Annotated in this window: 15 protein-coding genes and 1 other annotated feature; of the genes, 4 read left to right on the forward strand and 11 right to left on the reverse strand. The window is 36.5% G+C overall.

Annotation, left to right across the window (positions count from 1 at the left end):
- Positions 1-362: 362 nt before the first annotated feature.
- From CNQ82_RS00875 to CNQ82_RS00895, 5 genes are all read right to left on the reverse strand, one after another.
- Complete coding sequence (locus CNQ82_RS00875; protein WP_123143658.1) at positions 363-581, reverse strand: hypothetical protein; 219 nt, start codon at positions 579-581, stop codon at positions 363-365.
- An 838-nt stretch (positions 582-1,419) separates the two neighbouring features.
- Positions 1,420-1,662, reverse strand: a complete 243-nt coding sequence (gene rpsR, locus CNQ82_RS00880) for a 30S ribosomal protein S18 (RefSeq protein ID WP_012664058.1) — start codon at positions 1,660-1,662, stop codon at positions 1,420-1,422.
- A 56-nt stretch (positions 1,663-1,718) separates the two neighbouring features.
- A complete protein-coding gene (gene ssb, locus CNQ82_RS00885; protein WP_123143659.1) occupies positions 1,719-2,237 on the reverse strand; it encodes a single-stranded DNA-binding protein in 519 nt (172 codons plus the stop codon).
- Between the two features lie 21 nt (positions 2,238-2,258).
- Positions 2,259-2,555, reverse strand: a complete 297-nt coding sequence (gene rpsF / locus CNQ82_RS00890) for a 30S ribosomal protein S6 (RefSeq protein WP_095107129.1) — start codon at positions 2,553-2,555, stop codon at positions 2,259-2,261.
- 145 nt (positions 2,556-2,700) lie between these two features.
- Complete coding sequence (locus CNQ82_RS00895; protein ID WP_123143660.1) at positions 2,701-3,726, reverse strand: thermonuclease family protein; 1,026 nt, start codon at positions 3,724-3,726, stop codon at positions 2,701-2,703.
- Positions 3,727-3,881: 155 nt separating this feature from the next.
- On the opposite strand from CNQ82_RS00895, the gene CNQ82_RS00900 reads away from it, so the two are divergent.
- The 3 genes from CNQ82_RS00900 (at position 3,882) to argF (ending at position 5,686) form a co-directional block, all read left to right on the forward strand.
- Complete coding sequence (locus CNQ82_RS00900; RefSeq protein ID WP_123143661.1) at positions 3,882-4,139, forward strand: AbrB/MazE/SpoVT family DNA-binding domain-containing protein; 258 nt, start codon at positions 3,882-3,884, stop codon at positions 4,137-4,139.
- Positions 4,133-4,471 carry a type II toxin-antitoxin system PemK/MazF family toxin gene (locus CNQ82_RS00905; protein ID WP_095107133.1) on the forward strand — a complete coding sequence of 113 codons (339 nt, stop codon included), beginning with the start codon at positions 4,133-4,135 and terminating at the stop codon, positions 4,469-4,471. Before CNQ82_RS00900 ends, CNQ82_RS00905 begins: the two co-directional genes overlap by 7 nt.
- 210 nt (positions 4,472-4,681) lie before the next feature.
- On the forward strand, positions 4,682-5,686 hold the full coding sequence (argF, locus tag CNQ82_RS00910; protein ID WP_123143662.1) for an ornithine carbamoyltransferase: 1,005 nt from the start codon (positions 4,682-4,684) through the stop codon (positions 5,684-5,686).
- A gap of 255 nt (positions 5,687-5,941) precedes the next feature.
- On the opposite strand, the gene CNQ82_RS00915 is transcribed toward argF, so the two are convergent.
- Positions 5,942-10,204: an Ig-like domain-containing protein gene (locus tag CNQ82_RS00915; protein WP_164711917.1), complete on the reverse strand. Its 4,263-nt coding sequence runs from the start codon at positions 10,202-10,204 to the stop codon at positions 5,942-5,944.
- Between the two features lie 180 nt (positions 10,205-10,384).
- Positions 10,385-11,038: a DUF5780 domain-containing protein gene (locus tag CNQ82_RS00920; protein ID WP_123143664.1), complete on the reverse strand. Its 654-nt coding sequence runs from the start codon at positions 11,036-11,038 to the stop codon at positions 10,385-10,387.
- 440 nt (positions 11,039-11,478) lie between these two features.
- On the opposite strand from CNQ82_RS00920, the gene CNQ82_RS00925 reads away from it, so the two are divergent.
- The gene (locus CNQ82_RS00925) at positions 11,479-12,189 is read left to right on the forward strand and encodes a dihydrofolate reductase family protein (RefSeq protein ID WP_123143665.1); all 711 of its coding nucleotides are present in this window, start codon (positions 11,479-11,481) and stop codon (positions 12,187-12,189) included.
- Between the two features lie 68 nt (positions 12,190-12,257).
- Here CNQ82_RS00925 and ychF read toward each other — a convergent pair whose 3' ends face one another.
- The 4 genes from ychF to CNQ82_RS00945 all read right to left on the reverse strand — a co-directional run bounded on the left by ychF (position 12,258) and on the right by CNQ82_RS00945 (position 15,378).
- On the reverse strand, positions 12,258-13,355 hold the full coding sequence (gene ychF / locus CNQ82_RS00930) for a redox-regulated ATPase YchF (RefSeq protein ID WP_123143666.1): 1,098 nt from the start codon (positions 13,353-13,355) through the stop codon (positions 12,258-12,260).
- The gene (locus CNQ82_RS00935; protein WP_095107140.1) at positions 13,355-13,567 is read right to left on the reverse strand and encodes a DUF951 domain-containing protein; all 213 of its coding nucleotides are present in this window, start codon (positions 13,565-13,567) and stop codon (positions 13,355-13,357) included. Before CNQ82_RS00935 ends, ychF begins: the two co-directional genes overlap by 1 nt.
- Positions 13,568-13,585: 18 nt before the next feature.
- On the reverse strand, positions 13,586-14,485 hold the full coding sequence (locus tag CNQ82_RS00940; RefSeq protein WP_123143667.1) for a mechanosensitive ion channel family protein: 900 nt from the start codon (positions 14,483-14,485) through the stop codon (positions 13,586-13,588).
- An 89-nt stretch (positions 14,486-14,574) separates the two neighbouring features.
- On the reverse strand, positions 14,575-15,378 hold the full coding sequence (locus CNQ82_RS00945) for a ParB/RepB/Spo0J family partition protein (RefSeq protein WP_123145608.1): 804 nt from the start codon (positions 15,376-15,378) through the stop codon (positions 14,575-14,577).
- Between the two features lie 315 nt (positions 15,379-15,693).
- Positions 15,694-16,017 (forward strand) — a binding site (T-box leader).
- Positions 16,018-16,036: the final 19 nt, after the last annotated feature.

Raw genomic sequence — 16,036 nt, forward strand, 5'->3', positions numbered from 1 at the left:
GGGACATATCACGTCGAGTTAAGGAATATTCGCCAAAACTTTCTCAAAATCTTGTACGATGAAATCAAGATAAAACGAAGGAGGTTACTTATCATGATGGTAGCAGATATTATCGGCGGTATTATCAAATTAATCGTGAACTTAGTAGACACTTTCAAACCTAAAAAATAGTAATAAGTTAAATATGGCTGCAGAAAGGAGCGGGGACATTATTATTATGTCCCGGCCTTTTTTCATTTTCTTTTTAAAGAAAAAAGAGTACCACAGAGAAACCTCGATATGAAATAATCTTATCCGCATCATTTGCGACTATTAATAAAATAGGGAGCGAGACCCTATTTTGTCCCGCTCCTTTCCCTAATTTATTTGCCGTGTTCATTCACAAATTTCTTTCCTTCATCTGTGACTTGCCATGAATTAATTTCCCCATCTATATAATCAATATCTACATATCCCTCGTGGCTTAAAGTGATAATATCATCCTTTAATTCTTCAAGTTGCTTTTGTGAAGTTGTTTCACTATCATCCTCAGTAGGTCGTAAAAACATTTTCAATAACTCATATCTTCTTTCATCATTCATATCTGTTCATCTCCTTGATATTAGATACGCTAACGAGATAATTTAATTTTAATAATCCTATTAATAGTTGAATTACCTTTATGTATAGCGAGTCAAACATTTAAAAGAGCGCGCATATGCCTGTTTAGTAGTTATTTCTTTTATATCGCTTCCCCATATTTCAAAATAAGTCACATATTGCTACTATATTGTTAAAATTATAATAATATTTTATTGACGAGCAGTATTTAAATTTAGTATTATATTTGTATCAACTCGTTAAATAGATTTTCTAATTTTAATAGGGCCCTTTATGTAGGAATTTATTTACTTGTTGAGCTTTGTTTCTAACAGATTGTTACATTCAGAAAGTTTGGTGGATTTATTTTGCCAGAAATAAGTATAATAAATAAAGCGTCTCTTCTATACTTTAAATGCAGTAGGAAGAGACGCTTTTATTGAGTTGAAAGAATTTTATAGAACTAGCTTATGATTAGAGCGATACATTTATTGATATTATTAAAATCGTTATGAAGATATCGGATATGTTGCTCTCGTTCTTGGCCAATATATCTGTTTATTGGACACGTTGCTCTCGTTCTTGGCCGATATAACCATTTATTGGACACGTTGCATCGGATCTTGGCCAATATATCTGTTTATTGGACACGTTGCTCTCGTTCTTGGCCAATATACCCACTTAACACTTAACAATCATATTTATGCAATTCCGATTTCAATTTGTCTTTCCTCATCGTTCTCCTACCATCTCTGCCCTTTTTCCGCCCTTTCCACAATATTTTAGACATAAAGAAACCCCGTAAGCCTATGCCTACGGGGTTTATCTATAAGTTCTATCTTAGTTTTCTTCTTTAACATATGGTAATAAAGCCATATGACGAGCACGTTTGATAGCTGTAGTCAACATACGTTGATATTTAGCTGAAGTGCCAGTTACACGACGTGGTAAAATTTTACCGCGTTCTGAGATAAAACGTTTTAATAAGTCAGTATCTTTATAGTCGATGTGTGTAATTCCGTTCGCTGTGAAATAGCAAACTTTTTTACGACGACGTCCGCCTCTTCTTGGTCCACCTGCCATGGTTAACTGCCTCCTTTAATTGATATTTTCAAATTTCTACGTTCATTACACGTTGATTAGAATGGTAAATCATCATCACTGATATCAATCGGGCCGTTTGCATTTGCAAATGGGTTATCAGATTGTCCAGATTTTGATGAATTTTGATAAGATGACGTATTTTGACCTTGTTGTTGTCCACCGTAACTTTGACCATAATCTTGGAATTGGTTATTACCGCCTCCAGATTGTTGACCGCCGTGACGTTGATTTTGTGATTTAGGTTCAAGGAATTGAACACTATCACATACAACTTCTGTCACAAAAATACGACGTCCTTCTTGGTTTTCGTAACTGCGTGATTGTAAGCGACCATCAACGCCGGCTAGACTACCTTTAAACAAATAATTGTTTACATTTTCTGCTTGTTTTCTAAAAACAACACAGTTAATGAAGTCTGCTTCACGTTCCCCTTGCGCATTCGTAAACGTACGATTAACCGCTAAGGTAAAAGTCGCTACACTTACGCCTGAGGGTGTCGTTCTGTATTCAGGATCTCTTGTTAAACGTCCTACTAATACAACTCTGTTAAGCATTTAAACGCCCCCATTCTGTTTTTACTTATCTTCGTCTTCGCGGATTACAATGTAGCGAATAATATCGTCATTGATTTTAGCTAAACGTTGGAATTCATCTGTAGCTTCACTGTCTTCAGTGTTGATACGTACAATGTTGTAGTAACCTTCTTTGAAATCTTCAATTTCGTAAGCAAGGCGACGTTTGCCCCAATCTTTTTCTTCAATGATTTCAGCACCGTCTTTAGTTAAAATACCGTTGAAACGTTCAACTAATGCTTTTCTAGCTTCGTCTTCAATGTTAGGACGAACTACGTACATAATTTCATAAGTTCTCATTTTATATTTGCACCTCCTTGTGGTCTATGCGGCTTACTATCTGATGTAGCAAGCAAGGAATAATTTTCATTACTCACAATCAAAAATTATAGCACACGCAATTACTTTTTACAATCATTTTTACAGCACTTTTCAACCCAATTTCTTAGTTCACTTCACACGCGTAACCATCTTTGTCACGATCCATTTTAGCTTGATAAGCAGGATGACCTTGCGGAACACCCTCAGGATGCGCTTGTCTTAACGCTGTGCAATTGGCATAACTTTCACTTGCATTGCTGCTTGGGCTTTGACTCGATGCACCTGTTGCACTACCAGAATTTACACTCCCCTCAGACTGACCCGTTGTCTGCCTTGGAGTTTGTGCTTCACTAGGCGCACTGGACTGAGCCTCCGTATCAGCAGGCACATCACCACTCCAAATATTCAAATGTTCTTCTTGAGCTAAGCGCTGACTTTCCTTTAATTGATCCAAGTACGTAACACTCGGCGGATAAACATAAGCCACCTTCGCTAAACCTTGACGCACCAACGCATCATTAACCATCTGACCATCCGCATAGACATAGGCCAAATAACGTCCATATTTATCCGTCTTGTCTCCCTTATCAAACTCAACTTCAATTTTCGAAGCATTCTCCAACATATTCTTCGTATAAGCCGAAGCTTCCTTACCATAAGGTTGTACACCCTTCGTAGGATGCTTCGTTTCCGGCGTATCAATCAATAACAAACGAAACACAGCTTCTTTCCCGTCATACATTAAACGTACCGTGTCACCATCAACCGCCCTGGCATAAGTCGCTTCCTCTCGCACCAAGCCATTTGCTTCCTTCTGAGAATCCTCTTTTTCAGCTTCCTGATGCTCCTCCTTTGGTGCCTCCTTAGCCTTAGGTTCCTGCGTCGGAGCAGTCTTAAACTCCTTATCCTTTTCATTCTCAACATCCGAATCCTTCTCAGGTGACTTTGACTTCTGCGCCGTCTTCTGATCATGAGGCTTAGAAGACTCTTCATTTCCCCCACTCACTGCCGTGAAAAGAATACCTAGAAAGAGGCTGGCCGCAATGATTGTCACAGCCGTTTTCTTAGGCTTTCTCGTAGTTGCCAAATAAATAAGTCGAATTAAAAATATAAAAAATACAATAAAACATATTACACTCAAAAATTGCATTATGTAGTACACCTCTGCCATGTCTTTATTTATGACATTATTATACTATAATTTTGATAAATCTATGATTATTTTTTTACTTTGCATTTATAAGAAGTGAGTGTTCACATTTTATTTGCCACTTAAGTTAAAATAGCCTTAAAGAGGTGTTGAATATGTCTAAAAACAAAGCACGAATTTTTAAATCTGACGCATCACACGCTATAACTCTACCAGATTCAATCATTGAAGAATTAAATTTAAAACCTGGCGATGTCTTAATCCAAGAAGTACACAACAACCAGATTATTTTAAAAAAAGAAAGCCACCGCAATTTCTCCGAAGAATGGAAGCAATTCTTCGAACAAGGCGGCAGTTATGAAGATTACGAAACTCACCAATGGGGTGAAGCATCGGAGCGTGAAAAATGGTAGAACAATATAAAATTATCGACGTAAATTTAGATCCTATATTAGGGCGAGAAAAAGGAAAATATCGACCTTGTGTTGTCTTAAGCCGTACAAGCTTTAATGATAAAACAAGTCTCGTGTGGGTTTCACCAATTACTAGCCGTCCCGTTAAATATCCTACTGATGTACCTTTGAAAACCTTAGAAAATCATATCAAAGGCACAGTTGATGTCGGCCAAATTCGTACACTCGATTTAAGTACTCGCCATTTTCGAATAGTAGACAGCGTTTCTCACGAAGTCATGCATCAAATTGATGATATTATTACAAATATACTCAGAATAGAATTTCAATAAGCAGCTTCTGGTATAATTCTTGTTTAAATCTTCTAGGCAGGGTAAACCAATAGTGTAAGAGTTAAAAATAAATATTAAAATAGTATATTCTTTGTTAAATTATTGCGTAATTGTGAAAGTTTTGTAGATAAACATGTTTTGAATTGGATTTTAAATTGTAAGCGCTTATAATAAAAGTGAAATCAATCACAAAGAGGAGTTGTATGTATAATGCAAAACTTAAGAAACAGAAATTTCCTAACATTATTAGATTTTTCACAGAAAGAAGTTGAATTCCTACTCAACCTTTCAGAAGATTTGAAACGTGCGAAATACGCAGGTATCGAGCAGCAGACGATGAAAGGAAAAAATATTGCATTAATTTTCGAAAAAGACTCAACTCGTACTCGTTGCGCATTTGAAGTTGCCGCTTACGACCAAGGTGCTCACGTGACTTATCTTGGACCTACAGGCAGCCAAATGGGCAAAAAAGAAACAGCAGCAGATACTGCTCGCGTACTCGGCGGCATGTATGACGGTATCGAATACCGCGGATTCTCTCAACGTACTGTTGAAACATTGGCTGAAAAATCAGGTGTTCCGGTATGGAACGGTTTGACAGACGAAGATCACCCTACTCAAGTATTGGCTGACTTCTTGACTGCCAAAGAAACATTGAAAAAACCTTATCACGAAATCAACTTCACATATGTTGGTGACGGACGCAACAACGTAGCAAACGCATTGATGGCTGGTGCTGCAATTATGGGTATGCGTTTCCACTTGGTATGTCCAGAAAAATTGAATCCTGCTCCAGAATTATTAAGTCGTTGTAAAGAATTGGCTGAAGAAAACGGCGGCGAAATCTTGGTAACTGACGACATCGACAAAGGTGTGAAAGGTTCTGACGTACTTTACACAGACGTTTGGGTATCAATGGGCGAACCTGACGAAGTTTGGAAAGAACGTATCGAGTTATTGAAACCTTACCAAGTCAACCAAGAAATGATTGAAAAAACAGGTAATCCACGTGTCATCTTCGAACACTGCTTACCTTCATTCCACAACACTGATACTAAAATCGGTAAAGAAATTTCTGATAAATACGGCTTGAAAGAAATGGAAGTGACTGACGAAGTCTTCGAAGGCAAACACTCAGTAGTATTCCAAGAAGCTGAAAACCGTATGCACACAATCAAAGCAGTAATGGTTGCAACTTTAGGAGATATTGGATAATAATTTTTAAGTAACTCAAAGAGCCGCAACAAGGCGAGATCGCCTTGTTGCGGCTCTTCTTTTTTTTATACAACCAGAAGTCTTTCTAAATTTCTTATATATTAGAGAACTCTATGAAATTATAATACTATTGATCTAGTTAATAGTTTATCCGGAACTCTTACTAAAGCCCTCTAAAAACACGAACGTTATTTAATAACTAAAAATTATACTCCGAACGCCCTAGAACACAAATCTAATCTCATTTTTTATAATCTAACGTTCGTCTTTTTTCTTGCGATTAGCTATTATTCCTAAAAATGTTAATCCGAAAATTAGTAATAATCCTCCAGGAATCTTACTTCCTTTAGCTAAAACTCCTGTCATTGGTAGTTCTGCTAGATGAGTTTCCTCCGGTTTAGATTGATAAATTGAATTATTTTTCATCTTAGGATGTCTCACACCTACTAAATTCTCTTTAATAGTTTTACCATCAGCAAGATCCTTTTCTTCTGATGTAACTGTATTTGGTTCACCTAGTGTGATTCCATGTTTAGTACCAATCATTAAGTTTTGTGTATCTTGCTTATCCTTATTCAAAATACTACCTTTATTAGAATCAATCCGACACGGTATAGTTACTTTTTCAGATTCGTCTGTACCTACCGCCTTATTTTCAGTCACTTCATTATTTTCTGGTTCGTTTTCTTTCACAGTAACTGTTTGATTCATAGAGTTTGTTTCTTTTTTCTCTTCATTAGATTGTTTTTCTTCAACAACTTGTTCTTGTGAATTATGTGTTTCTTCTTCGAAAGATTCCTCTACTTTATTATTTTCAAGATGTTCCTCTTCGATTACTTCTTCAATTCCACACTCATTAAATTCTTCTTTTGCTTCGTTCTCTTGGAAACCTTTTTCTACTTCATGATTCTCTTTACTCGGCTCCTCAATTACTTCCTGCGTTTCATCATTCTTAAGCTCTGCTGATTTTTCATTTTCAGTTTGTTCTTCTTTTGGCAACTCTATATTTTCTTCATTTTTCATAGGTTCTTCTGGCAGTGATGGCGCTGTTTCTGACTCATTCGGCAGTGGCATCACTATATTTTCTACTATGCTTTCGGCTTTCGAAGATTGGTTACTCGCTTTATCTGCGGCTGTTACTTTTATCAGAGTGTCACCTTTTAATGACGTGCTTCCATCTAATTCGTATCTCCACTGACCTATATTATCCGCTTCAGTAGTCCACACATTTCCATCGGACAGTTCAATTATAATTTGAGAATTCGGTTCGGCTGTCCCCGTCACTTCAGTATCAGTCGATTTTACATTATTGATAGTAGGAAGCTCTGGAGCTACCGTATCTTGTACAAGTATAGTTACATTTTCAGAGGAGTTTCCAGCTGAATCTTTAGCTGATACTTCAATAGTTGAACCATAACTTAACTTATTATTGGTTTCTAATTTCCATTTTCCTTCGTTATCGGCTTCAACTTCTACTGTTGCTTCTCCTGGTATAGTGATAAATACTGAACTATTAGGTTCACTTGTTCCTGTAATTTCACTCATTCCCGTTTCAATCGCATTTACATAAGGTGCTGCAGGTCTAATACTATCCTCAACTTTTCCTTTCACTTCATTGCTTGTAGAACCTAATGCTCCTATTGCTTTAACTAACGTAACATCGTTATGTTCTAAATAGAGTCCTTCTGGAACATTGATTTTCCATTTTCCTTCTGTATCAACCTCAACTGTTGAAGCAGTTTGGTTTGGAAAAGTGACAACAATAGTGCTTTCCGGTTGTCCTTCTCCAGTTATTGTTGTCGCACTTTTTTCAATGTGATTCACAACAGGTGCTTTCACATAATATTTTTCAGCAAAAGGTTGTAAGATACCTTCTAATTCATCCTTTAAGGCATCATTAGTATATTTCGTGCCTTGCAGTATGTGAAATAATCTTGTGCGATAATCTCTATCAGGATGCGCTTTAATATCAACTGCTATTTTATCCACATCTGAAGTAATTGCTGTACTATATCTTCTATTGGCATCAGCTTCAGTTTCGTTATTTATAATATAGCCTTTATCTGTAAGTGTGTACGTTACGATTTCATTGCTAGCATACGGAAAGACGAGATCTTCATTCGTTTCTTTTCGAACAACCTTACGTCTCGCAGCAGGTTCTCGGTGGCGTACTATAATCTTATCTCCATAATCTAAATTAAATGCTTTGATTTTATATGCAAAGTTACGATTTCCTGCTAGTGATTTATCTAACAAGACGGTGCCATCAGCCTTTTCAATTTTGACATGGGCATACTCATCCGTAAAATAGAGATGCGGTTTGCCGCTATTTTCTACGAATTCTACTTTTTTCTTGTCTGGATAGTAATCTGCATATGCAAATTCTCTATCGCTTAATCCTCTTAAAGATAACCGTTGTGCAACATTTGATTGTGTGCCTTTATACGTCGGGTAGTCTAAAACAGCTTGATTATTACCTTTCTCTTTAACAATCAAATATTGGCTTCTAGGTAAGGCATTATCCAAAGTTAAAGGTGCTTCAATTTGATAAACGCCTGCTCTCAAGTGAGGGAAGACTACCTTACCGTCTTGTACTGTCGCTTGTGCAACTTCTTTTCCATTTTCTAACAAGCTGACCTTTACGTTTTCAGCTAAAGTCTGGTCATTTAAATTCAGAGTAATTTCAGCGTTTGAATAAACAGAGGTATCTGCTAAATCAGAGGATTTTACTAATTCATATTCAGTAGCAAGATTCAACTTCTGTTTAATGCGTTGTAATTCTGCTTTATCTTGAATCAACATTGCAAGCGGATAAGCGAAACTATTATTATAAGCAGAAAGCTCGTCTTTTAAATTTTGCGATAGCTCAATATTATATAAATCAAAGTAAGCTGTACCGTTTACTCCGTGATTTGCTAACCAATAAGTATTAATCCATCGGGGTACATCTTGGTTAAACGGTATGTGCAGTCTATCTGCTACCGCTTCTTCTGCTCTAATTCCTTTCCACATTTCTGTAAAGCCTTCTATTCCAATGAGTCTTACCATTTTCGTCATGAAGTCTAAGCGTTCTCTATAACCGATGTTTCCAAATTTAAATGTTCCATGTAAATTGATAATCCGATTATGAATATTACGTTGCGTGCTTTCTTGGTGACCTTCGTATAACCAACCATTATCAATCCCCATCACGGTTGTTTGATATTGGTTCGCTAAAATATTATTTTCGACCTCCATCAAATTCATCTTTTCATCGTTAACCATGATGCCATCGTATCCATGGCCTACCTCATGTAATGAAAGCCATCCTTTTTCTAAATAGCCATACATTGATGGGTTATTTGAGCCCATTAAATTAGATGAATAATAAGCTAGGCCATAACCATGTTTATCAGCAATTGTAAAATATTTTTGAGGCACATTATAATGTATAGAATTAATATCCTCGTTCAAACCGACCCATTCATCATAATGCTTAATAATATCTTCGTAATAAATAATCATGTCATCCAAATTTTTAAAACTTAAATTCGAAGGTTTGACGCCGAATTTTTCGATTCTAGGAAGATCAATTTTAGGAATTAAGAAAGCAATTTTATCTCCTTCTACATAACCATACGGCGTTTTTCGTGCCTTCCAATCATCAATAAATGCTTGTTGATCTCCATTTTTGCGAAAAGTAGGCAAGGTAATGCCTGCATCATCTTCTACGTAATATTCAACAATCGGATTACGTTTTAAACCTGTTGGAATACGTAGAAATGCCGCGCTATCTATGCCTGTAGAAACTTCGGTCCATGAGCCATTATTAGAAACTGTTGCGTTCTTAATTTGTTGATTATCATCTGTCATTAAATCTACACGTAAATTTGCTTCATTACTCCCTTTCCCTTGGCGAATATGAAGTTTTTTATTTTTAGGCACAATGAGGCCAAGACTTTCACGTGCTTGGTTAATACCACGTTGTTCTTTAGCTGTCTTAGCAGCTTTTGACGCTGGATAAACAGTTACTGATTTTGAATAGACTTGCTCCTGAATGTCTTTTACAGTTGGAATACTTGTTGCATTAACTTCTGGTGAAGGTGCATGATAATTCGGCTTTTGAGTTTCAGTATGAACAGGGGTTTTCGTAGTTTCCAGCGATGTAAGCGTCTCAGTTGGTTTATCTTGTGTAACTACTTTATTGTCTAATGTAGCTTGGTTTTCAGTGTGAATAGGTGGTTGATCGGTTGGATTTTCTTTTGGCTGCTGATTCTGTAATTGAGAAATTTCAGAGGTTTCAGGTTGCTTATTCTTAGGTGCTTGATCAATATTTTCAGTAAGCGTGGTACTTGGCTGATTGACCTTTTCTGCTTGAGGAGGAGGAGCTGCTTCTGTTTCAGCTGCTTCAGCAGGATTTGCGTAAACTAAAAATGTTCCAAAGAGAACAGATGCAAGTCCTACACTGAACTTCCTAATGCGGTAGTGGTTCTTGCTTTGCGGTCGAAAAACGATATTCCTTTTTTGTTGTTTTGTCATATATTTCATCACTTCTCATGTTGTTATTTACTACTATTATTTTAACATGTTTTTATTGAAATTAGCGAAAATTTTCATGTAAAAAACCTAAAAATTTAAAAATAGGATTGTTAAGTAACAAAATAACTTTTAAAAGAAGTTAAAAAGCAATCGCATCCTTTGGACGATTGCTTAAATAGATTATTGGTTTTGTTGTTCTTCGTTTTGTTGATTTTCTTGTTCTTTATAAGTAACTAATTCTTTATATCCTTTAATATCAGACAGCTTTTTATTTTCATATATCTTTTTAAAGTTATCAATTTCTGGATTTTTCCAAGTTTTCCCGTCAAAATCTTCATATTCTAAAACGATAGGCTTAAAGATTGCAATAGACGTTTCATTATCTAATTCATATCCTGTAGTATAAATATCTGTTGACTTAGCCGCCATATTACCATCTTGAACAAGTACTTTTCTTAAATATGCAGGATGAAAGTCTAAGTGTCCTTTCACTTTAACTGGTAAACCATTTTTATCCCAAGCTACATATCCCATCATGATATTCTTTATATCTTTATCACTATTATTCTTTAAATCTGCTGTTATAGCATCTGGATATAAACTTTTCAATCTTTCATCTTTTACCACATAAGCACTATTGACAATTTTTACTGGTTGTTTGTTTAATTCTTCTTCTAATTCTGAAGCAGATTTTGTATTGATTTTTAATAAGCTTCTGTCCTTTGCGTTTGAATCTGATTGTGGTCCGAACGTTTTGAAAATAAATAAAGAAGTTAAAAAAATTACTATTATTCCCAACCCGATTAATAATGACACTTTAGTTTTTTTCTTCATTTACGCTCCTCTTTCTAAGTTGTATTATTAGATATATGGATAAGTTGTAAAGTAAACATGCCATCAGACTGCGCTTTACCCTCGCCATTTTCAATATTCTTATTATATATTAATTTTTGGTTTTTAACAGCATTATTTCAAACAAAAAATACTTATCCCCAACTTTGCCAAAGGAAAGCATTATTTCAACTATAACTTTATTTATTATTTACGCATGAAATCTCGAGTGAGAGTGTAACGAGACTGTTTAAATTTATAATAAAAAGAGTTTAATTAGACTCCCTTCAGTCTAGTTAAACTCTTTTTTTCGTATATGAGTATTATTACTCTCTTTTCGACCTCTATTATTTGTAATATTTATTTCAGGTGTTACCGTTTATTATATAAAAATAAGAAATAGCTTGATTATATTTCTTTTAACTATAATAGGAGGTATTTTGATGACTCGACCAAAAATAATTTTGCATATGTCTGAATCAATTAACGGTAATATCACAGGGCCTTATAATAAAGCTGCCGGAGCAAACTTAGGAAAAGCATATGAATACGCAGATGAAAAAATAAATTCAAATGCAATGATATTAGGACGTAAAACTATCGAAGAAAACTTTACAAGTAAAGAAATGCCAAGCTTACCTGAAAATCCTAAATCTTATTCAAGAAATGAGGATTTTGTCGCAAATACAGAGTTAGACCATTTTGTCATTTCTATTGACCCCTCTGGTAAAGCTGCTTGGGAACAAAACTATATAGAATACCGTGATCGACCTAAAATGCACGTTATTGAAGTACTTTCAGAAAAGGTATCTGATGCCTACCTTGAACATTTAAGAAACCTCGATATTTCTTATGTTTTTGGTGGCCCAGATAAAAAATTAGATTTAAAATCTGTTGTCTCTAAATTAAATCAATTATTCAACTTAGATAAACTTACCTTATCAGGCGGTGGTGGAGTGAACTGGTCTTTCTTTGAACAAGGACTAGTTGATGAAATTAGTGTCATCATCGCTCCTGTAGTGGATGATCATTTTAACCGTCCACATTTATTTGATAATCATGAAAAAGATAAAAGTGATGTTATCCAAAATTATAAAATCGACCACGTTGAACAATTGGATGGCAATATCGTATGGTTGTACTATAAACTTTAAAATGATATAAAAAACGGAAAGGTTCTTAGATTAATCTAAGAACCTTTCCGTTTATTTATTAGCTTTATTTACACGTTAAATCTGAAGTGTACAACGTCGCCGTCTTGCATGATATAGTCTTTACCTTCTAAACGCATTTTTCCCGCTTCTTTCGCACCATGTTCCCCATCATTTTCTACATAGTCTTCAAAGCTTGTCACTTCTGCACGAATAAATCCACGTTCGAAGTCTGTATGAATAATTCCCGCACATTGTGGCGCTGTCATGCCTTTACGGAATGTCCAAGCACGCACCTCTTGAACACCTGCAGTAAAGTAGGTTGCAAGGCCCAACAAGTCGTAAGTGCTGCGGATTAAGCGATCCAGACCAGGCTCAGTGATACCTAAGTCTTCTAAGAACATTTCTTTATCTTCTTCATCCAACGTTGCAATTTCTTCTTCGATTTTCGCACTGATAACAATTACTTCAGAACCTTCTTTATCAGCGTATTCTTTAATCGTTTGTACCTTTTCATTATCCGCTTCATTAATTTCATCTTCACCTACGTTAGCGATATAAATCATAGGTTTAGAAGTTAATAACTGCGCTTGTTTGACATATTTAGTGTCTTCTTCATTGAATTCAAGACTGCGGACAGGGTCCCCGGCCTCTAAAGCTTCTTTAATACGTTCTAAAATACGTACTTCATTAACCGCATCTTTATCTTTTTGACGCGCCATTTTTTCTAAACGTGGCAAACGTTTATCCACTGATTCTAAATCAGCCAATACAAGTTCCATGTTGATAACTTCAATATCATCTAATGGGTCGACACGTCCAGAAACGTGCGTCACATTTTCATCATCAAAGGCACGTACGACTTGGCAAATCGCATCTACTTCACGGATATGTGATAAGAATTTGTTTCCAAGGCCTTCACCTTTTGACGCACCTTTTACAATTCCAGCAATATCTGTAAATTCGAAAGTAGTCGGAATGATTTTTTTAGGATTCACAATATCAGAGAGTGCTTTCAAACGAGAATCCGGTACTTCTACAATTCCGACGTTAGGATCGATAGTAGCAAAAGGATAGTTTGCCGCAAGCGCACCTGCTTTTGTAATTGCGTTAAATAGTGTAGACTTTCCGACGTTCGGCAAGCCCACGATACCAGCTGTTAAAGCCATTATTCATTCTCCTTCTCATTTGTATCATTGGATACAAGTACTTTTTTTAATTTTTTGTTGAACTCTGTACGAGGCATCATAATGCTTCGATGGCACTTCTCGCATTTGATTCTAATATCAGCACCCATGCGTATAATTTTAAAGCGATTTGCACCGCAAGCATGCGCTTTTTTCATTTCTACAATATCATTGAGACCATACTGTGCTGCCATTTACACAATCCTCCATCATTATGAATTGTCACTTTGCCCGAATTGACCGTTATATTGCATCATAACTGGTGTAGGAGATTTGATTCCTTCTTTATTCAAGAAGTTTGCAATCTCTTTACGCAAAATACGTGAACCTGGCACTGCATTATTCGGTGTTGTTTCAGCCGCAACTTTAAGAATATAAGCATTTCCTGTCAAATCCTCAATTCCTAGAATTTCAGGCTTCGACACAAAAATATAATAACTTGAATGTAAAGTAGCTAAGAAATCATTTAATTTCTGTTCAACTTTATCCACATCTTCATCCATTGCAATCGGTACTTCAACTAAGGCTTTTGCGTTTGAGACTGAAAAGTTGGTAATCTCAGACATCACACTATTCGGCAAAACTGTAAGCTCGCCAGTATAAGCATGAATGCGTGTCGAACGCAGACCAATAGACTGAACTGTTCCCTCTGTAATCGGAGTTCCGTTCATATTGATTTTAACATAATCTCCAACATCAAATTGATTTTCGAAGATAATAAAGAATCCTGTAATAATATCTTTAACAATCGTCTGCGCACCAAAGCCGATTGCCAGACCGACAACTCCAGCTCCAGCTAAGAGACCCGAGACACTAATACCGAATTTACCTAAGATTGTAGTCAATACGATAAACCAGACCACATAACGTACAACATTTTTGACCAAAGCAGTCAGTGTAATCGAACGCTTTCTGCCATGACTCGTACGGTTTTGCAATTTAAAAAATTGTTCAATTGATTTATTCAAGACTTTAATAACAATGATTGCGACAATAATATAAATCAGGATCATGATGAGCCTATTTAAGATTTCTGCATAGGTTTCAGACTTCGTAAAAGGTTCAATCAATGAATTGAAGACCCCATTTAAAGTATTCCAAAACGTGTTCAAGCCGTTTTCCTCCAGTCTTACTGCAAGATGTTTTTAATATCCTATTTTTACATCAAATATATATTTTACCATGAATTGCGCTCAATTTCTTACGATTCGCTATTGAAAGCTTCTATTAAGCGTAAGAATTCTTCTTCAGACGTAAATTCAAATGTAATCTGTCCTTTATTGCGTTTTGTCGTAATAGCGACATTGGTTCCATAACGCTCTTTCAAGCGCCGTTCTTCTCTTTGAATCAGGCGCGGCTTTTTAGGAGACGGCTCCTCTTTAGACGGTTTCTTTTCCTCAGAAGTCAATTCACTGACATACTTCTCCAAATAGCGCACACTCCATGCTTCGCGAATAGCTTGTTTCGCGGTGCGTTTCATCGTCGGCTCATCTTTCAGCACCAATAAAGTCCGGCCATGCGCACCAGACAGTTTGCCCGCTTTAATGTATCCGGTAATCGCCGGCGGTAAATTCAATAAGCGCAGCATGTTCGCAATGTAAGGCCGCGATTTTCCTAATCTAGTCGCCACTTCCTTTTGCGTCAGCTTCAAATCATCCATGAGTTTACGGTAACTTTCCGCTTCCTCCACCGCATTCAAATCTTCACGCTGCAAATTCTCGATAATCGCAAGCTCCATCATCTCCGCTTCCGTCATGTCCTTCACAATCGCCGGAATATGCGTCTTCCCAGCCTTTTGAGAAGCACGAAAACGCCGCTCGCCCACTACGATGTGATAACCACGTACTGTTTTCCGCAGAATAATCGGCTGCAAGACCCCATGCTCACTAATAGACGCAGCCAAATCCTCTAATTTAGCGGCTTCAAAATGCTTACGTGGCTGATACGGATTAGGGCGAATCTGATCTAAACTTACCTCTTCAACTTGTGCTTGCGAATCATGCATTTCCTCAGACACATCGCAGCCCACCTTTCACATTGATACTCCTCTCTTATTGTATGAAAAATACCGTTCGCAATAAAGCAATTTTTCTTTTTCACTTGGAAAAGAAAGCTCTGGAGAGAAGAATCAAAATAAAAAATTCAAAAAATTTTGATTCCTTCAATCCCTTGAAGCTGTAAGGATTGAATCGTGTTGTAAAATTTCTTTAACAAATAATTCTGAAAATTCTGTTGACAAAGCTATACAGAGCAATATACAATGTGGTCATCAACAAAAAACAAAACATTTTACACAAAGAAAGATAATTGAATATCGTTCTTAAACACGATAATAAGGAAAGTAGAACTTACACTGCTGGCACAGAGAGCCTCCAATTGCTGAAAGGAGGCGCAGAAAGAAAGTTTGAAAATGGCCTTGGAGTGGTGATGTCGATATGAGGCATCAACGGGGGCGCCCGTTACAGCGCTACAGTATTAACATTTTTGCACAATGGCGTACTGGATAACGAAACGTTATTTTTTAATAGCGGGCCTTCATTCAGTATCAGAGCCATCAACAGATTTAGCGTACTGGAAGAGGTTGCTTTAGCAATAAAGCAGCGAATTAAGGTGGTACCGCGAAGCTCAAGCTTTCGTCCTTTACATCCGATTTTGTTCGGGTT

The organism is Staphylococcus debuckii (assembly GCF_003718735.1).
Taxonomy (GTDB): domain Bacteria; phylum Bacillota; class Bacilli; order Staphylococcales; family Staphylococcaceae; genus Staphylococcus; species Staphylococcus debuckii.